The organism is Rhodopirellula halodulae, from assembly GCF_020966775.1.
Lineage (GTDB): Bacteria > Planctomycetota > Planctomycetia > Pirellulales > Pirellulaceae > Rhodopirellula > Rhodopirellula halodulae.
In genome coordinates this window covers 579080-595221 of record NZ_JAJKFV010000011.1, presented here as the reverse complement: position 1 = coordinate 595221, position 16142 = coordinate 579080, and the positions used below count along the sequence as shown (strand labels likewise).

Here is a 16142-nt window from a genome sequence, read left to right as displayed (position 1 = left end):
ACTAACTTGTGACCAATTCAGGTTCAGGACTGAGGTGTTCACTCCCCATGCCCGATTTCTCATCTCCTATGTCTCCCGCGTGATCGCGAACAATCTGCTGGCCCGCGCCGACACCGATCGTCCAAAACAACGCCGGTCGAACGAAGAACTCCGCCAACGTGCTGGTCAACAATCCGCCAACGATCACGGTGGCGATGGGATACAAAATCTCTTTGCCGGGTTCGCCCGCGGCGAGTGCGAGCGGAAGCAAACCGATGCCGGACGTCAGTGCCGTCATCAGCACTGGAGCCATCCGTTCTTGGCCCGCGCGACGCACCATCTCACCCGTCCACGATTCGCCTTCGTGTTCGACCAAGTGGATGTAGTGGTTCAGCAGCAGGATGCCGTTGCGACTGGCAATGCCGCACAACGAGATGAAACCGACCATCGCTGCGACCGTTAGGTTTTGATCCGTGATGACGAGTGCCGCGACCGCTCCGATGAACGCCGTCGGCAACGCAACCAACACCTGCATCGAGAAGTTGACGTTGCCAAACAACGTGTAAAGCACCAAGAACATGCCTAGCAACGCGACGCCCGAAAGAATCATCAATCGACGCGTTGCCGATTGCTGGCTTTCAAATTGGCCGCCGTATTCGATGAAGTAACCCGGCTCCAATTCCAAATCAGCCAGTCGCGTTTTGATGTCGCTGACAACGTCCACGACGCCTCGCTCGGAGACGTTGGCTTGCAACACGATTCGACGCCGTACCTGTTCTCGCTTGATCATGTTCGGCCCGCCGCTTTCGTAGATGTTCGCCACCGCCTCAAGCGGCAACGTGCCTCCATCGGGAAGTGGGACGGCAAGACGCTTGAGTTTGGTGACGTCCTCGCGGTACGGTTCATCCATTCGTAGCATCAGATCAAACGTGCGTTGGCCGAGCAGAACTTGGCTAATTACTTGCCCGTTCATCGCCGTCTCGACCAACTCCATGACGTTGGCCGGTCGCAGCCCGTTCTGCGTTAGCGCTTTGCGATTCAGCTCGATGCGAAGCTGTGGAATGTTGGTCTGCTGTTCGATCATCACGTCGGCCAAGCCCGGCACGTCCGCGATGCGTCGTTTCATCTCTTCCGCCTTGGTCCGCAGCACGTCCAGATCGTCGCCGAACAGTTTGATGCCGATTTGCGCTTTGACGCCCGAGATCATGTGACTGATCAGGTGCGCCAGCGGTTGCTCGGTGCTGGACACCACGCCCGGAATGTCCTCCATCGTTTCGCGAATCTGCTGGATCGTGCCTTCGCGATCCGCGTCGTCAGCGATCTCCAAGAACAACTCGGTTACGTTGACGCCTTCGGCATGTTCGTCAAGCTCCGCTCGGCCCGTTCGACGTGCGACGGACTTGACCGATTCGATGTTCATCAACTCCTCTTGCACGCTCTGCCCGATCTGGTTGCTCGTCGCCAGCGATGTGCCCGGTGCAAGCAACGCGTTGACCTGAACGGCTCCCTCGTTAAAAGGCGGCAAGAAGTCACGTTCTAATTGCGAAACCGCGAACAACGCGAACGTCACCATGACGGCCGCGACTCCCAGCACGGGACCGGCGAATTTGGTGCTGAAGTTAATCGCCAAACCGGCAACGCCCTTCAGTCCCTCCAGCAACCGGCCTTCCTCGGCTTCGGGACCGCCGAGCAGTCGTTCGGTCACTTGAATCAGAACCCAAACCACTGGCGTCAGGACGAGCGACCACCACAGCGGATTGCCTGGCAGTTCAAACGGCAAATGGAGAATGTGAATCGCACGCGGGACGACCCAGTACATCGTTAACGCGGCGATCCCAAAAGCAAGAATCGGTACCACGATTTGCCAGACGCGCCGGCCGACCAACAGTAACGATGCCAGTACCGGCGTGACGGTTAGCGAGACGCCCAGTGACGCGATCAGCGAGACGACATATCCCATCGCCAACGGCACAAAGAGCTTGCCTTCCATACCTTCGAGAGCAAACAGCGGGATGAACACCAGAACGACAATCGCCGTCCCGTAGACCACGCTGCTGCGCACCTCGATGCTGGCGTCGTAAACCACGGCGAGTGTCGGTCGGGGGGAATCGCAGTGGCGGTTCTCTTTCAACCGGCGGAAGATGTTTTCCACGTCTACAATCGCATCGTCGACCAGTTCCCCGATGGCAACCGCTAACCCGCCGAGCGTCATGGTGTTGATCGACAGACCGAAAGCGGCGAAAACGCACGCGGTTGCGATGATCGACAGAGGAATTGCGGTGAGCGTGATGAACGTCGTGCGAAAATTCAGCAAGAAGAGGAACAGGATCACCAAGACCAGCACGCCGCCGTCTGCGAGAGCTTCGACGACGTTGTCGATGGCTCGGTCGATGAATGAACGCTGCGAATAGACGTTGGCGATTCGGATGTCATCCGGCAGGGACACCTTCAACTCTTCGAGCGCTTCGGCAATCGCTTGATCGACGGCGCGAGTGTCGCTGCCGGGTTGCTTGTTGATGGTGAGAACAACTGCGGGGCCGCCTTCGACCGTCCCATCATCAGTGCGTAGATACGCGGACGAATCGCCACGCATGACTTGCGGGCCTTCGACGACTTTGGCCACGTCGCCCAAAGTGATCGGGCGACCGTCCCGAAGTGTGATCGCAATCTCTTTCAGGTCGGCGAGGCTCGTGATTCGCCCGAGTCCTCGAACCAGCAACTCGTTCGCACCACGCTGATCCAGATAACCACCGGTCGCGTTCAGATTGGACTCACTGACAGCGGTGTGGACATCGTCCATCGTCAGTCCGAATTCACGCAGCAAGTCCGGATTCACCAGCACTTGGTACTGCATCCGGCCGCCGCCCATTGAAAAGACTTGTGACACGCCGGGGATCGTCAGCAATCGTTGACGGACGACCCAATCGGCCAGCGTGCGAACCTCCATCGGCTCGGTTTTGCCGCCTTCACTCCACATGCCGTACATGAGAATCTGTCCCATGATTGACGAGATGGGTGCGAGTGTTGGTTTCACGCCGTCGGGCAATTGCTCAGCGGCAAGTTGCAAACGTTCATTGACGACTTGTCGGTCGTTGTAGATGTCCGTGTCCCACTCGAACTCGACATAGATCACCGACAGACCGATGCCGCTGCTGCTGCGGACTGCCTCAACGCCGCTGGCACCATTGAACGTGGTCTCCAACGGAAACGTGATCAGTGTCTCGACTTCCTCTGGTGCCATCCCCGGCGCTTCTGTGATGACCACTACACGCGGCCGGTTCAAGTTTGGAAACACGTCGATCGGCAATTGCAAGGATTGCCACGCACCAACGCCCAGCATGATCGCGGCAACCGCGAGCACGATCAGTCGATTGTTCAGCGAGAAGTGAATGATTTTATCTAGCATCTTGATCCCTCAAAGATTTGGTTTGGCAAAGCGAACAACTCAGTGGTTGTGCCCTGCGTGGGGATCAATGGCTCCGCCCGCCTGGTTCTTCATCGCCATCTGCAATTGATGAGCACCGCTAACGGCGATCGTCTGACCGGGCCAAACTTGGCCGTCGTTCTTGATCGCGACGTTGACGCTGTCCGACGCAATGACTTCCACCGGAACACGATCAAAGTGATCTCCGTTCTCGACGAACAAGAATCGCTCGGGGCCTTCTTCGGCAACCGCGTCCTTGGGAACAACAATCGCGTCGGCGACTTGCGACTGTGGAAGCCGAACGGTTAGCCGTTGGCCGGGCTTGTATCGCCAACTGACGTAGCGTTTGTCGCCACGCTGTTCGCTGCGTTCGATCTCATTGGTCAGTCCGACATAGAACGGCAGCGACCGTGATTCAGTACCGACTTCGTTTCCGATGTAGACCACGTTCAATCCCGTGATCGTTTCGACTTCGTCGCCCGCACCGGTCATCGTGGCTTGCAATTCAGCACCCGAATCGGCAGCCTTTCGCAACAGACCTGCGTCACGCTGGTAGGCTTGGCCTTCGATTAGCAAGCGGCTGTAATTCGACAGCTGCGCGATCTGCTGACCGGCGCTAACAGATTCGCCGCGTCGAACACTCAGTTCTGTGACCAAGAACTCAGCGTCAATGTGATTGTGCGAAGGCAGCGACATCGGCGGTGGTTGTATTGCCGCTAATCTTGCACTCGGGTTGCCCGAGACTCGGTTGTTCGCTTCGCCCAGCGATTCGTGATGCAGTGAATTGTCTTCTTCGACCAAGGGGGCCGTCACGACGACTTCGCGGACCAACGTGCGAGTGCGTTCGATGCTTGCGATTTGGTCTTCACTCAAACCGTGCAGCAACATTGACTGCTTCGCCGCACGGATTTTCGCCTGCAATTTGTCGCGTTCGTACTCGCGGGTTATTCGCGTTTTCCCAGCGATCGCGCCCGAACGGGACGCCGAAGTCAGCCGCTGAATCTCCCGCTCCTCGACATCCAGTTGCCCGAGCTGCGAGAGGAAGTCTTCTTGCGTATTGACGAGGTCTTGGTGCGTCAGCCGAAGCGTGAACAACGGCTCGCCGCTCTTAATCATCTCGCCACGAGAGATATTGATCTTGTTAATGACGCCCGTCAGTGGCGACGTGATCGACACATGCGTTTCACCGGGCCAGCGCGTCACCATGCCGGGGACCTCGATGTAGCTCGTGTACGGTCCAACGGTGACGGCCTCAGTCTTCAACCGCAAGTTCGCACGAGCCTGCTGGCTCAATTCGATCGACTGACCCGCTTCGTGACCATCGTGATCATGTCCGGCATGGTCGTCGTCGCCGTGGTCATCGTGTTCACCTGGACCGTGATCGTGACCCGCGTGCGGATCAGACTCAACGATTGCAGTGGCAACGAGGCCAAATTGTTGTGGATAGTCGGTAAAGGCGAACGCGCCGACGACGATCGCGATTGCCATCGCCAGGACGGTCAAAACGGGGCCGCGCAGGCGCACCAGCCAAGCTCTTAGCGTGGACATGCAAACACATTGATGATTTGAGATTGAAGAATGTAGATTTCAAAAGAGGACTGAAGGATTCAACAATCTGGCGACGCGCAAACGCCTTTCCAAATCGTCAATCTTCAATCAACAATCTTCAATTCAAATGATCCACGTGCAGAGAGAAGCACAATGGGAGAGAGAGTCCGTCGCAACCTGCGGCGACCGCTGATTCAAATGACGGGCCGATAGCGAACTAATGAAGCTCAGCATCGGATCGTGCTCATAAGTCACGAACGCGACCAACGGAGCATCAATGATGAACACGACATCACTTGAAGGCACAAAACTGCATTCGACGACGCCATGGCACCCCGGATGGTTTCCATCACAGGGTTGCGACTCGCAGGCACAACACGGAGCCGCTAACTCGATCGCATTGTGGATCGAATCCACCGTCTCTTCTTCACCCGAGCAATCATGCTCGTGATCGTGGCCACACGCGTGATCGTCGTGGACACTTGGTGAATCAGCCGCTGAACAGGTGTGCTGGCATCCGTCATGGTCGTGGTGCCCACACGCGTCAGCATGATGCAGCGAACACCCGAAAATCAGGTGCAGCAGTAATGCGGCGACGGTAGTGAGACGACAAACGACAGACACAAAAACATCCTTCGGGTACGGTACAACGGTATTATCGGTCGATACGGTGGAAACGACCATACCAGTCCAATAGTAATGTCAAACTTTCGTCAGATTACGCATCTTCTGGTGGCGGTATCGCGGGAAATCACAGGCTCAGAGTCACCAACAGGCCTTCGATTTCCGCAGCAGCCTGCTTGGCTTGTCCGGCGGCATCCAGGACGTTCAATTGAGTCGTGAAGAGTGTTCGCTGTGCTGTTAACAGTTGTAGGAAATCGGTTTCGCCCGCATCAAATGCCTCCAACGAGAGCTTGTAGGTTTCCTCCGAGGTCGGCACGACCGATTCCTGCAAGCGGGTGTAGCGTTCCAACGCGACTTGGTAGCGGCCGACGGCTTCGGCGAGCCGGGCTTCTAGGCTGAGTTGCGTGCTCTGGATCGCTGCCGACGCTGCGGCGATGTCGGCTCGGGCACTGCGTATGTTGCCCTGATTGCGGTTGCGAATGGGAAGCGGAACGCTGACGCCAATGACCGCGAACGTATCATCCGTAGCGGCATCGACACCAACACCGACGGTTCCCGTCACGTTCGGCGTCACTTGGGCACAGGCAAGTTGCAACGACCATTTAGCTCGCTCAAGCTCCGATCCGGCCCGCGATAGTTCGGGACTGTTGGTCGAGATTTCGGCGAGCAATGCTTCCCACGGCGCGCCGGTCAGATCGTCACCCACGTTGCCGCTAAGCGGTCCGGGCGGCAGTGTTTGCATCCCGGCAGCAGCGGCAAGCGTCCGCAGGTTGGCTTGCAACTGCGTTCGAGCGTTCTCCGCCGTAATCCGCGCTTGCTCAGCTTCAACGCGAGCCTGCAACAAAGCAATTTTGGAAACCTCTTCGGCTTCCAACAGGGCATTCACTGATTCGATCGACTTCTCAGCCAACTCGACAATCTGGTCAGCAATGTTGGCCCTTCGCTGCGATACGATGGCTGTCGCAAACGCAGCACGAACGCGAGTCAAAACGCGAAGCTCCGCAATTCGCAGCGCAGCTTGCTGTTTTTGGATCTCGCGGGCCTGCACCTGTTGAGCAATCCCCAGCTTGTTGGCGGTAACGAACTGCTGAGACATCTGCACCGAATGCAGACCGGTGGCATCTTCGTTGCCGATCTCATCCGACTGATATTGCAGCACCGGATTGAACGGCAAGCCCGCTTGAACGTATTGCCCGCGAGTTGATTCGACACGAGCACGAGCTTCCGCGATGGCCGGATGCGAACCCAATGCCATCGACTCAATTGACTGAAGCGTCAGTCCGGCGGGTTGCTCAAAACCGTAGGAATACTGGTCCTGAATGAACGGAGCGGTTTCAACCGTCTCGTTCGCCGCGTCCAAAGCCATCGCGTCGCGTAGAGACGCGGGATCGTTGGCAGAGGCACCACCATCCGAATCCAAATCATCAAGCTCGACGTCGAGTTCGTCCAATTCACCAAGATCTCTGACCTGCAAGTCGTCATCGTCCGTGAACGCAACCGTCCGCACGGTGATAGGCGGTTCAACAACCCGCGTTTGGTTCGTCGCCGAGACGTGTTCGCTCGAAGTCGATTGAGCGACATGCTGCCCAACCGACTGGCAACCACTCGTGAAACCCAAAGCCGCCAAAAGCAACAAGCGTCTTGCTCGCCGCCGGCGCGTACTGGTCCTATCGTTCGCGATCACCGCGTCTTCCTCCGTGAAAATACAGACCAGCCCATGCTTTCCATCGGATGGGTACGATCGGATTGTTAGTTGCGATTCCGCAAGTGCGAACATTCGGAAGAATCCGCGATCGGGTTGTAACGATTTTAACGTCTCAGCAGCGGAGCAGCCTCAGACCATTGGCGATCACCAGTAGGGAAGCGCCCATATCGGCCGCGATGGCGGCCCACAGTGATGCCACTCCCGCCAAGGTCAGCACGACGAACAATGCTTTGATTGCCAGTGAAAACCAAATGTTCTGGCGAATGATGGACAACGTTCGTCGCGAGTGCTCGATCAGCCAAGGTAGTTTCGACAGGTCGTCGGACATGAGGGCGATGTCTGCTGTTTCAATCGCGGCGTCGCTTCCCGCCGCTCCCATCGCAAGTCCCAATGAAGCCCGGGCTAGGGCGGGTGCGTCATTCACGCCATCGCCTATCATCGCGACATGCTCGTAACGTGAAACGAGTTGTTCGACCGCCGCGACTTTGTCTTCAGGCAACAACTCCGCGTGGACTTCGTCGATACCGGACTCCTTGCCGATCGCTTTGGCGGTGCCTTCGTTGTCGCCGGTCAGCATCACGATTTGCTTGATGCCGACTTGGTGCAAAGTCTTGATTGCCTCTCGAGTCTCGTCACGGATGGCATCGGCCAGCGTAATGAAGCCGCAAACGTGCTGGTCATTGCCGATCACGACGACGGTTCGCCCGGCCTCCTGCATCGCTTCGAGTTGCTGGTGAACCTCCGGGGTTTCCTGACCGCGTTGTTCCAAATAGCGATGCGAACCGAGCCAGTAGCTTTTACCATTAATGACTCCGGTCGCCCCCTTGCCTTGAATCGTTTCGAACGATTCGGCTGGCGGCATCGTCATGCCACGTTTCTTGGTTTCATCAACGATGGCTCGTGCGAGCGGATGGTTGCTATTGAGTTCCAAGGCTCCGCCGCGCGTTAGCAATTCTTCTTCGTCGTGGTCGTTCATCGGAACGACGTCGATGACTTCGGGGGCACCCTTGGTTAGCGTCCCGGTCTTATCCATCGCGATCGCGACCAGCTTACCAGGTAGCTCGATGAACACGCCGCCTTTAACCAACACGCCATTGCGTGCAGCGGCGGCCAGCGATGCGACGACCGACACCGGTGTAGAAATGACCAATGCACATGGGCAGGCGATGACCAGCAACACCAGCGACCGATAGATCCAAACCGACCATGGTTGTCCGAGCAGCAAAGTCGGAATTAAAAGCATCAACAACGCGACCGCCATCACCACCGGTGTGTAGACCGCGGCAAACTTCTCTACCCACTTTTCTGACGGAGCACGCTTCGATCCGGCGTCGCCGACCATCTGAATAATGCGGGCCAACGTCGTGTCTTCAGCGGCTTTGGTGCTTCGCATTTCCAGCAAGCCGTCGCCGTTAATCGTTCCAGCGAACACCTCACTACCGACCTGCTTTTCGACTGGCACGCTTTCGCCGGTGATCGGTGCCTGATTGACGTCGCTAATGCCCACGGTGACTTCCCCATCGAGCGGTATTTTCTCGCCCGGTCGAATGATCAGGGTCGAACCAACCGGCACCTCGGCAGGAACAACGTCGCGGACTTCTCCAGATTCGTGTCGCAGGTGAGCGACCGGCGGCGTCAGGTCCATGAGCGAAGCGATCGCCCGTCTAGCCCGACCGATGCTCCATGATTCCAGCAACAACGACAGCGAAAACAGGAATGCGACCGCCGCTCCCTCAAACCATTCGCCGATCGCGATCGCCCCGATCACCGCGACCGACATCAGCAAATTCATGTCAGGCCGCAAGGTGACCAGTGCTCGCCAAGCTTTCGGTAGCACCAAATACAGCCCGGCCAAAATTCCGATCAGGTAGCAAACGATCGCGGGCGTTGCGACGGCCCCGTCGAATCCGCCTGAGAGCAAATGAATCACCAGCCCGATCCCGCCGAACACACCGCTAATCGCGGTCATGATCGCCCGCTGATGCTTGACCCAGAACGATTGGTCGTCGGAGGACTGTTGTGCGTTCTCCCACGTTTCAGCTTTCAACCCGGTTCGCTCGATCGCCGCCAACACGTCACCGGAAGTAACGTCAACGCCATCGAGGTCGACGGTTAGTCGACCACTTAGCAAGTCGAAACCCAAACGCTCATCGCCACCGAGCAGCGGCACCAGTTCGCGTTTGATCAACGATACTTCTTCGGCACAATCCATGCCGTGAATTTTAAGTTGCATGTTGTTTGTATCACTCATCGTTGTCTTCCTCGTCGATTTGAACTTGCCATGCGTCGCGTCCAGACTCGTAGGCTTCCCAAGCCACATAGGGAACGATCAACAGTGCAGCCACCGGATCGGCCCACCACCAACCTTGCCACTGCACCAGACCGACGCCGATCAGCACGACAATGGTTTGGTACTCGCAGATCATCGTGTCAATGGCGTCGTATTTCAGAGTCGCCGAATCGGTCTTCTTGCCGTAGCGATACTTGCCCCATGCCAGCATCGGGTTGACGACCAACGACACCAGCAAGATGCCAATGCCCCACCACGACATCGACGCAGTTTCTTGGCTGATGAACTTGCTGATCGCCTCGTAACAGATGAATAAGACAGCAATCGTAAAGGCACCCGAGAGAACCCCTAACGCGATCTTCTTTCTCTTCCGCTTGTCTCGCTCGTTGATACCTTTGGCTTCGCCGTTCAATTGCCAGATCATGAACGCGGCGGAGTTCGCTTCGACGATGCTATCGACGCCCCAACTGATCAGCGCCGAACTGCCCGTCATGAATCCGGCCGTTAGCGAAATGGTCACTTCGGTGATGTTGTAGATCAGGCTGGCAATTTCGACATTGCGACCCCGGCGTATCAATTTTGCTCGTTCCTCGCTCATCGCACTTCTCTTAGCAGTTGAATGTTCGTCATGGCAAAGTGGTCAGCGGGAATGGCGGGAAGTCGATCAATCGCAATTTGCAAATCCTGTTCCGGGATCTCGTAGCTGCATCGGTTGACGAGCACGTCGGTGGCCGCTTTCATTTGCTCGATCGCGATCCATTCGCCGGGGCAGCGGTGGTTCTGGTAGTGATCGCCGCCGCCTTGAGGTATCAAGGTGAATGGATTCCCGTCCCATTCGCGAAAACGGGATGGTCTGAACGATTCTGGCTGGTTCCAAGGACGTGGATCATGGTTGGTGCCGTATAGGTCCAGCAGCACCTTCCGACCGCTCGGAAAGTGGTAACCGTGCCACTCGAATGATTCTTTCACCTTTGCTCCGGCAAACGGAAAGAATGGATAGTAACGCCGGACCTCCTGCACAAAGCAATGCAAATCATCCGGGGAGCCATCGCGAAGTTGTTCGCGAATCACAGGATGCTCGTTCAAGGCGTGCGCACACTGAACGATGTAAGCCGACACGGCGACCGTTGGACGCAAAATGTTGTTTAGCTCGACCGCAGCGATTTGAGCGTCGAGCAAGTTTCCATCGAGATCGCGATGGTTGGCGACGATGAATGCGGCGGTGTCTTCGAGGGGTTGATAGGTTCCAGCACGAATTTGTTCGATGATTCCACGCAGCCAAGCCTCGTTGCGTTTGCGTGCGATCCTTGCCCACCAATGGTTTGGACCAATACTGCCTGCATAGTCAAAAAGCGCCGCCAGCTCGCTGGTCCTGCGATCCACATCGGCGGGATCGAGCGGCACGCCTGCCCACTGACAAACCGCTTCGGTGAGAACTTCCTGAGCCTGTCGGTAAAGCACGACCTGATCCATGCGTGACCATTGCAGAATTCGACGGTTCCAAATGTCACGAGCAAGCCTCGTCAGTCCGCCAATTTTGTCTTCGGTCAGCAACGACATGAACATCATCTTGCGATGACGATGGGCCTTGCCGTCCATGCCCTGTACCCCGCCGCGTCCGAACAAAGTCTTGGCGATTCGCGGCGGAGCGACACCGACGCGGGTGAAACGCGAGGTGTCGTAAAACGCCTTGGCGGCTTCCTCGCCTCGTATGCAAATGACCTTTTGCAGCAACAGCCGAGTTTCAAATGCGTCGGTGTTGAACTTCTCGCATCGTGACGAAACAAAACGGTACGGATTGCGTGCGAGCGCAAGTGTGCTATCGAGTCTTGTTTCTACAGGCAGCTTGCTCATCGTTGTTTCTCCACGGCTACATGATTTGATAGCGCGTCGAGTAGTTGCTCGTGGGTTTCGCTTCCCACAAGTCTTTGCACCTCGATGCCATCGACGAAAATCAATAGCATCGGATACTTGTCAATGTCATACTTTTGTTGAATGAACGGGTTCTCTTCAATGTTCAATTCGGCCACTTTCACATCTCCGGACAACTCCGATGCAAGTCGCTGTATCGTCGGCTTCATCGCGATGCAGGGCTGGCACCACGGTGCCCACATATCGACCAACACCGGGAGTTCGCTTTCAAGGACTTCAGCTTGAAACGAATCATCCGTCAACTGAATCGGTCCCGCGCTGGTCGGTGACGGAACTACATTCGTTGGCGATGAGTCGCGATCGCATCCGACGGTTAGCAAAACGAGAGCGATCAACGCGGCGGCGATGTGGTGAGTTTGGTGAAATGGCATAGGTGGTTGTTGGCTTCCGACATTCGTTGGCCGACTGCCGCCGATGCGGAAGAAGTCTCCACATCGGCGGCGTATCAATTGAGAGTCGGTGTGAGACTATTGCTTCGGTTTGGACGTGAACGTTCCGCTCGGCCCGACGAGCTTCACTGGTTCCTTACCGGCCTTCTCGATCGCTTCCCAAAGTTTCAACGGCGACGGGGTCGCGTTGCTTTTGGGAACGACGGTCGCGGTCTTGGATTTGACGTCCGTCTTGACGCTTTCGACGCCGGGAACTTCGTTCAACTTGGCCGCCACCTTCTTGGCGCAGTTCTCGCAGGTGAGAACCTTCAAGGTGATGGTGGTTTTGGTCGTCGAAGCACCAGCGGCATTGGCCACTCGGCTTTGGGCGGTCATGCAAACGGCAAAGGCGAACGTCAGGGCAAGGCAGAGGGAGGTGCGGTACATTTTCAGATTCCTTCCAGGTAACAGATTGTGGTTTTCAAAATGGTCAGTCCTTTCGGATGGGGGCTGAGTGTCACATGGCGATCTCCTTTTGAGTTGGGAGTTGGGACGAAAGAGTGACTGGGAGCGAGCGTTTTCAACGGGCTGGTCGAAGCCACCACACCCCCAGCCACTTGGCTCGAGCAAATTACTCGGTCGGTTCGGGCGGTTGGTGACCGGTCTTCGCTTCGTAACGTGCGACAAACTTTTCGGCGCGTTTGGGGCTGCAAATGAAACACTGCGACTCGGGACGCTCGTGCTCGTCGCACCAATCGCCCGCTTCCTTGAACTCGGACACCAGCGTTTTGTCGCATCGGGGACATTCCTCCTCGGGCACGCCGTGTTCGACGCACCACCAACCACCGTGGCTGTGGTCCACGTTTGTGGCCGCGACGGGTTCCGCCACGCCCGGTTCGGTAGCAACGTCGTCGCTATTGCATCCTGCCAGTCCGATCGCCGCTGTTACCAGCAAACCAAACATCAGGCCGCGTCCATTCATCATCCAATTCATCTTGTTCTCCTTCGGCTCAGGGCCGAATTTCTAGGGGGTGACCGTCGTCGGTTCGGACCAACGTTGTGACTCTCGCTCTTGCGAAGCATCAAACTCCAGTCCGGCCTCCGGGTCGGTCGGTTCTTCCGGCTCAAGACAATGACCGTCATCGTCTCCTCCATCGTCATCGTGGCTCTCGGTGGGCATGTTGAAGACCACGTAAAGCACACGAAGTACAAGCAGGCTCATGATCATGGCGCTGCAAACGCCACCGATCACGACCGTCGCCAGCGGTCGTTGCACTTCCGCTCCCATGCCCGTGCTGAAGGCCATCGGCACAAAGCCGAGGCTGGCCACCAACGTGGTCATCAGGATCGGACGCAATCTTGTCATTGCCGCTTCCTCGACGGCTTCATCCAGCGAACGCCCACGCCGTCGCAGTTGTCGGATCGTTGAAACCAGCAGCATGTCATCGAGCACCGCGACGCCGGACAAGGCGATGAAGCCAACAGCGGCCGAAATCGAAAACGGCATGTCGCGAATCCACAACGCCAGCACGCCGCCGATCCATGCGAAGGGAACGCCCGTGAACACACGAAACGAGTCGATCCAGTTGCGGTACGTTGTGTAGAGCAATGCCAAGATCAACAGCAGCGCGATCGGCACGACGATCATCAACCGCGTCTGTGCTCGCTCGAGGTTTTCAAACTGCCCACCCCACTCGATGCGATAGCGACCGGCGGGCAATTGAACCTTGGCATCGACGACTTGCTGTGCCTCGGCGACGAAACTGCCAAGGTCGCGGCCACGCACATTCGCCTCGATCGTGATGCGACGTTGATACCAGTCGCGTTTGATCGTGTTGAAACCTTCCACACGCTCGATCGAGGCCAGACGCGAAAGCGGAATGCGTTGGCCCGACGGCGTCGCGACCAAAATTTCACCGATGGCTTCCGGGTCAGACCTTGCTTCTTCTGGCAATCGAATCACCAACGGAAATCGCAGTTGCCCTTCGTAGACTTCGCCGACATGATTGCTTCCCAAGGAGCGGACGATGTTCATCACCGTGCTGGCGGGGATACCGTAGCGAGCGATCTGATCCTGTTTGACTTGAATTTGCAAAACCGGCTGACCTGATATCTGCTCGATCTTCACGTCCGAAGCCCCGGCAATCGAATTCAATGCCCGTTCAATCTCGATTGCTTTCTCGTTCATCAGATCGAGATCATCGCCGTACAGGATTGCCGCGACGTCCGAGCGAACGCCCGAGATCATCTCGTTCATTCGCATCTCAATCGGTTGCGACAACGCCAAACGCGGCCCCGGCAAATCGCGAAGCTCCCGTTGCACCAGAGTCGTCAGTTCCTCTTGCGTTTCCGCCCGCGTCCATTGCTCGCGGGGATGCAGCGTGATGAACAGGTCGGTAAGTTCAGTCCCCATCGGATCGGTGGCGACTTCGGCGGTCCCGATGCGGCTCCAAACTTGGTTGACTTCGTCAGGGAACTTTTCCAGTAGCACCTGCTCCATCCGCGTGTTGTAACGCATGGATTCTTCAAGCGGCGTGCCCGCCAAACGCACAACATTGAGCGTAATGGCTCCTTCGGAAAGTCGAGGCACGAACTCGCTGCCGAGGTTAGGTGCGACGAGGGTGAAAACGCTGACCAACAACAGCACGGCCGAACCAATCACGAACGCCTTGTGATGCATGGTGAACCGCAGCACCGGGGCGTACAGCCATTTCAGAACGCGGATCAACCAAGGTTCCGTTTCCTTGATGTTTTTGGGCAAAAAGATGCTCGCCAAAACGGGCATCAACGTCAGCGAAAGAATCATCGAACCGGCGAGTGCCATGATGACGGTCAACGCCATCGGCCTAAACAGTTTTCCTTCGATGCCTTCCAGGGTCAGGATCGGCAAATAGACGATCATGATGATCAGTTCGCCAAACATCGTCGGCTTGCGAACTTCAATGGCTGCATCGCGAATAATCTCCAAGCGGCTCTTACCGTCCCGGTTGTGTGCTAAATGCCGCACGCAGTTCTCGATCATCACGACACTGCTATCGACAACCAATCCAAAGTCGATCGCACCGAGACTGAGCAAACTCGCGGCGATGCCAAACTTCAACATTCCCGAGAACGCGAACAGCATCGACAACGGAATCGCCAAAGCCACGATCAACCCGGCTCGCAAATTGCCAAGAAAAATGAACAGGATGGCGATGACCAGCAGGCCGCCCTCAAACAAGTTTTTCTGCACGGTATGGATGACGTGGTCGATCAGTTCCGTCCGATCGTAGACCGTTTGAATCGTTACACCGGCAGGCAGGGTTTCCTTAATCTGTTCGAGCTTTTCCTTCAGTGCCCATGTGACCTCGTCACTGTTCTCGCCCATCAGCATGAAACCGAGACCCAGCACGGCTTCGCCTCGACCGTTGGCCGTGACCGCACCACGACGAATCTCGTGACCGATCTGTACCTCGGCCACGTCGCGAACACGAACCGGCACACCGTCTTTGGCCGTGACGATGACTTCTTCGATTTGTGCAATGTTCACCGTCCGACCAACACCGTGGACCAACAGCATCTCACTGCCATCGGTCACCGTACCGCCGCCGACGTTTTCGTTGTTCTCCTGAATTGCCTCGCTGACTTGCTCGAACGTCAGTCCGTATTTGAGCAGTAGGTCCGGGTCGATCCGCACCTGATACTGTTTTTCATATCCGCCCCAACTGTTGACTTCCGCCACGCCACGCACCGAACGAAGCTGAGGCTTGATGACCCAGTCATGAATCGTGCGGAGTTCGGTCAATTGCTTGACGCGTTGCTCTCGCGACACCTGCGAAAGATCAACACCGTCATTGACCACGACGTAGTGAAAGACCTCACCCAGCCCAGTCGATACAGGCCCCATTTGGGGCCGCCCAATTCCGTCGGGTAATTCGACTGTGGAAAGCCTTTCGTTGATCAATTGCCGAGCGAAGTAGATGTCGATGTCATCGTCAAAGATGACCACGACTTGCGACAACCCGAACTTGGAAATCGAGCGCAGTTCGTGCAGTCCCGGCAAACCGCTAATGGCTTGCTCGACGGGAAAGGTGATTTGGCGTTCAATCTCTTCGGAGGCCAGTGACGGCGCAACCGTGTTGATTTGAATCTGTACCGGAGTCGTATCGGGAAATGCGTCAATGTCGAGTTGTTGCAGCGAGAAACCGCCGACAACCGCAAACAACAACGCCGTCACAATCACCAATCCGCGGTGCTTGAGCGAAAAATCAATGAGCCAATTAAGCATCCGTG

10 protein-coding genes are annotated in these 16142 nt (G+C 56.7%); all 10 read right to left on the bottom strand.

All coding sequences use genetic code 11. The features are described 5' to 3' along the window. Nucleotide 1: 1 nt before the first annotated feature. Nucleotides 2–3385, bottom strand: a complete 3384-nt coding sequence (locus LOC70_RS10825) for an efflux RND transporter permease subunit (RefSeq protein WP_146414940.1) — start codon at nt 3383–3385, stop codon at nt 2–4. A 39-nt stretch (nt 3386–3424) separates the two neighbouring features. Further along, nucleotides 3425–4951, bottom strand: a complete 1527-nt coding sequence (locus tag LOC70_RS10820) for an efflux RND transporter periplasmic adaptor subunit (RefSeq protein WP_145295145.1) — start codon at nt 4949–4951, stop codon at nt 3425–3427. Nucleotides 4952–5702: 751 nt separating this feature from the next. Further along, nucleotides 5703–7082 (bottom strand): TolC family protein, encoded by a 1380-nt coding sequence (locus LOC70_RS10815; RefSeq protein ID WP_230253599.1) that lies wholly within the window; start codon nt 7080–7082, stop codon nt 5703–5705. A gap of 310 nt (nt 7083–7392) precedes the next feature. Then, on the bottom strand, nt 7393–9531 hold the full coding sequence (locus tag LOC70_RS10810; protein WP_165701112.1) for a heavy metal translocating P-type ATPase: 2139 nt from the start codon (nt 9529–9531) through the stop codon (nt 7393–7395). After that, nucleotides 9524–10168, bottom strand: a complete 645-nt coding sequence (locus LOC70_RS10805) for a cation diffusion facilitator family transporter (protein ID WP_174820141.1) — start codon at nt 10166–10168, stop codon at nt 9524–9526. The genes LOC70_RS10810 and LOC70_RS10805 overlap by 8 nt, the downstream gene beginning before the upstream one ends. Then, the gene (locus tag LOC70_RS10800) at nt 10165–11424 is read right to left on the bottom strand and encodes a cytochrome P450 (protein ID WP_146414939.1); all 1260 of its coding nucleotides are present in this window, start codon (nt 11422–11424) and stop codon (nt 10165–10167) included. The genes LOC70_RS10805 and LOC70_RS10800 overlap by 4 nt, the downstream gene beginning before the upstream one ends. Continuing rightward, nucleotides 11421–11873, bottom strand: coding sequence for a thioredoxin family protein (locus LOC70_RS10795; protein ID WP_145295153.1), 453 nt, complete (start codon nt 11871–11873; stop codon nt 11421–11423). The genes LOC70_RS10800 and LOC70_RS10795 overlap by 4 nt, the downstream gene beginning before the upstream one ends. Before the next feature lie 96 nt (nt 11874–11969). Then, entirely contained in the window at nt 11970–12317 is a 348-nt protein-coding gene (locus LOC70_RS10790; RefSeq protein ID WP_196784632.1) for a heavy-metal-associated domain-containing protein, read from the bottom strand. A 184-nt stretch (nt 12318–12501) separates the two neighbouring features. Then, nucleotides 12502–12864, bottom strand: coding sequence for an RND transporter (locus LOC70_RS10785; RefSeq protein WP_145295156.1), 363 nt, complete (start codon nt 12862–12864; stop codon nt 12502–12504). 30 nt (nt 12865–12894) lie between these two features. Next, the gene (locus LOC70_RS10780) at nt 12895–16137 is read right to left on the bottom strand and encodes an efflux RND transporter permease subunit (protein ID WP_146414938.1); all 3243 of its coding nucleotides are present in this window, start codon (nt 16135–16137) and stop codon (nt 12895–12897) included. Between the last annotated feature and the right edge of the window lie 5 nt (nt 16138–16142).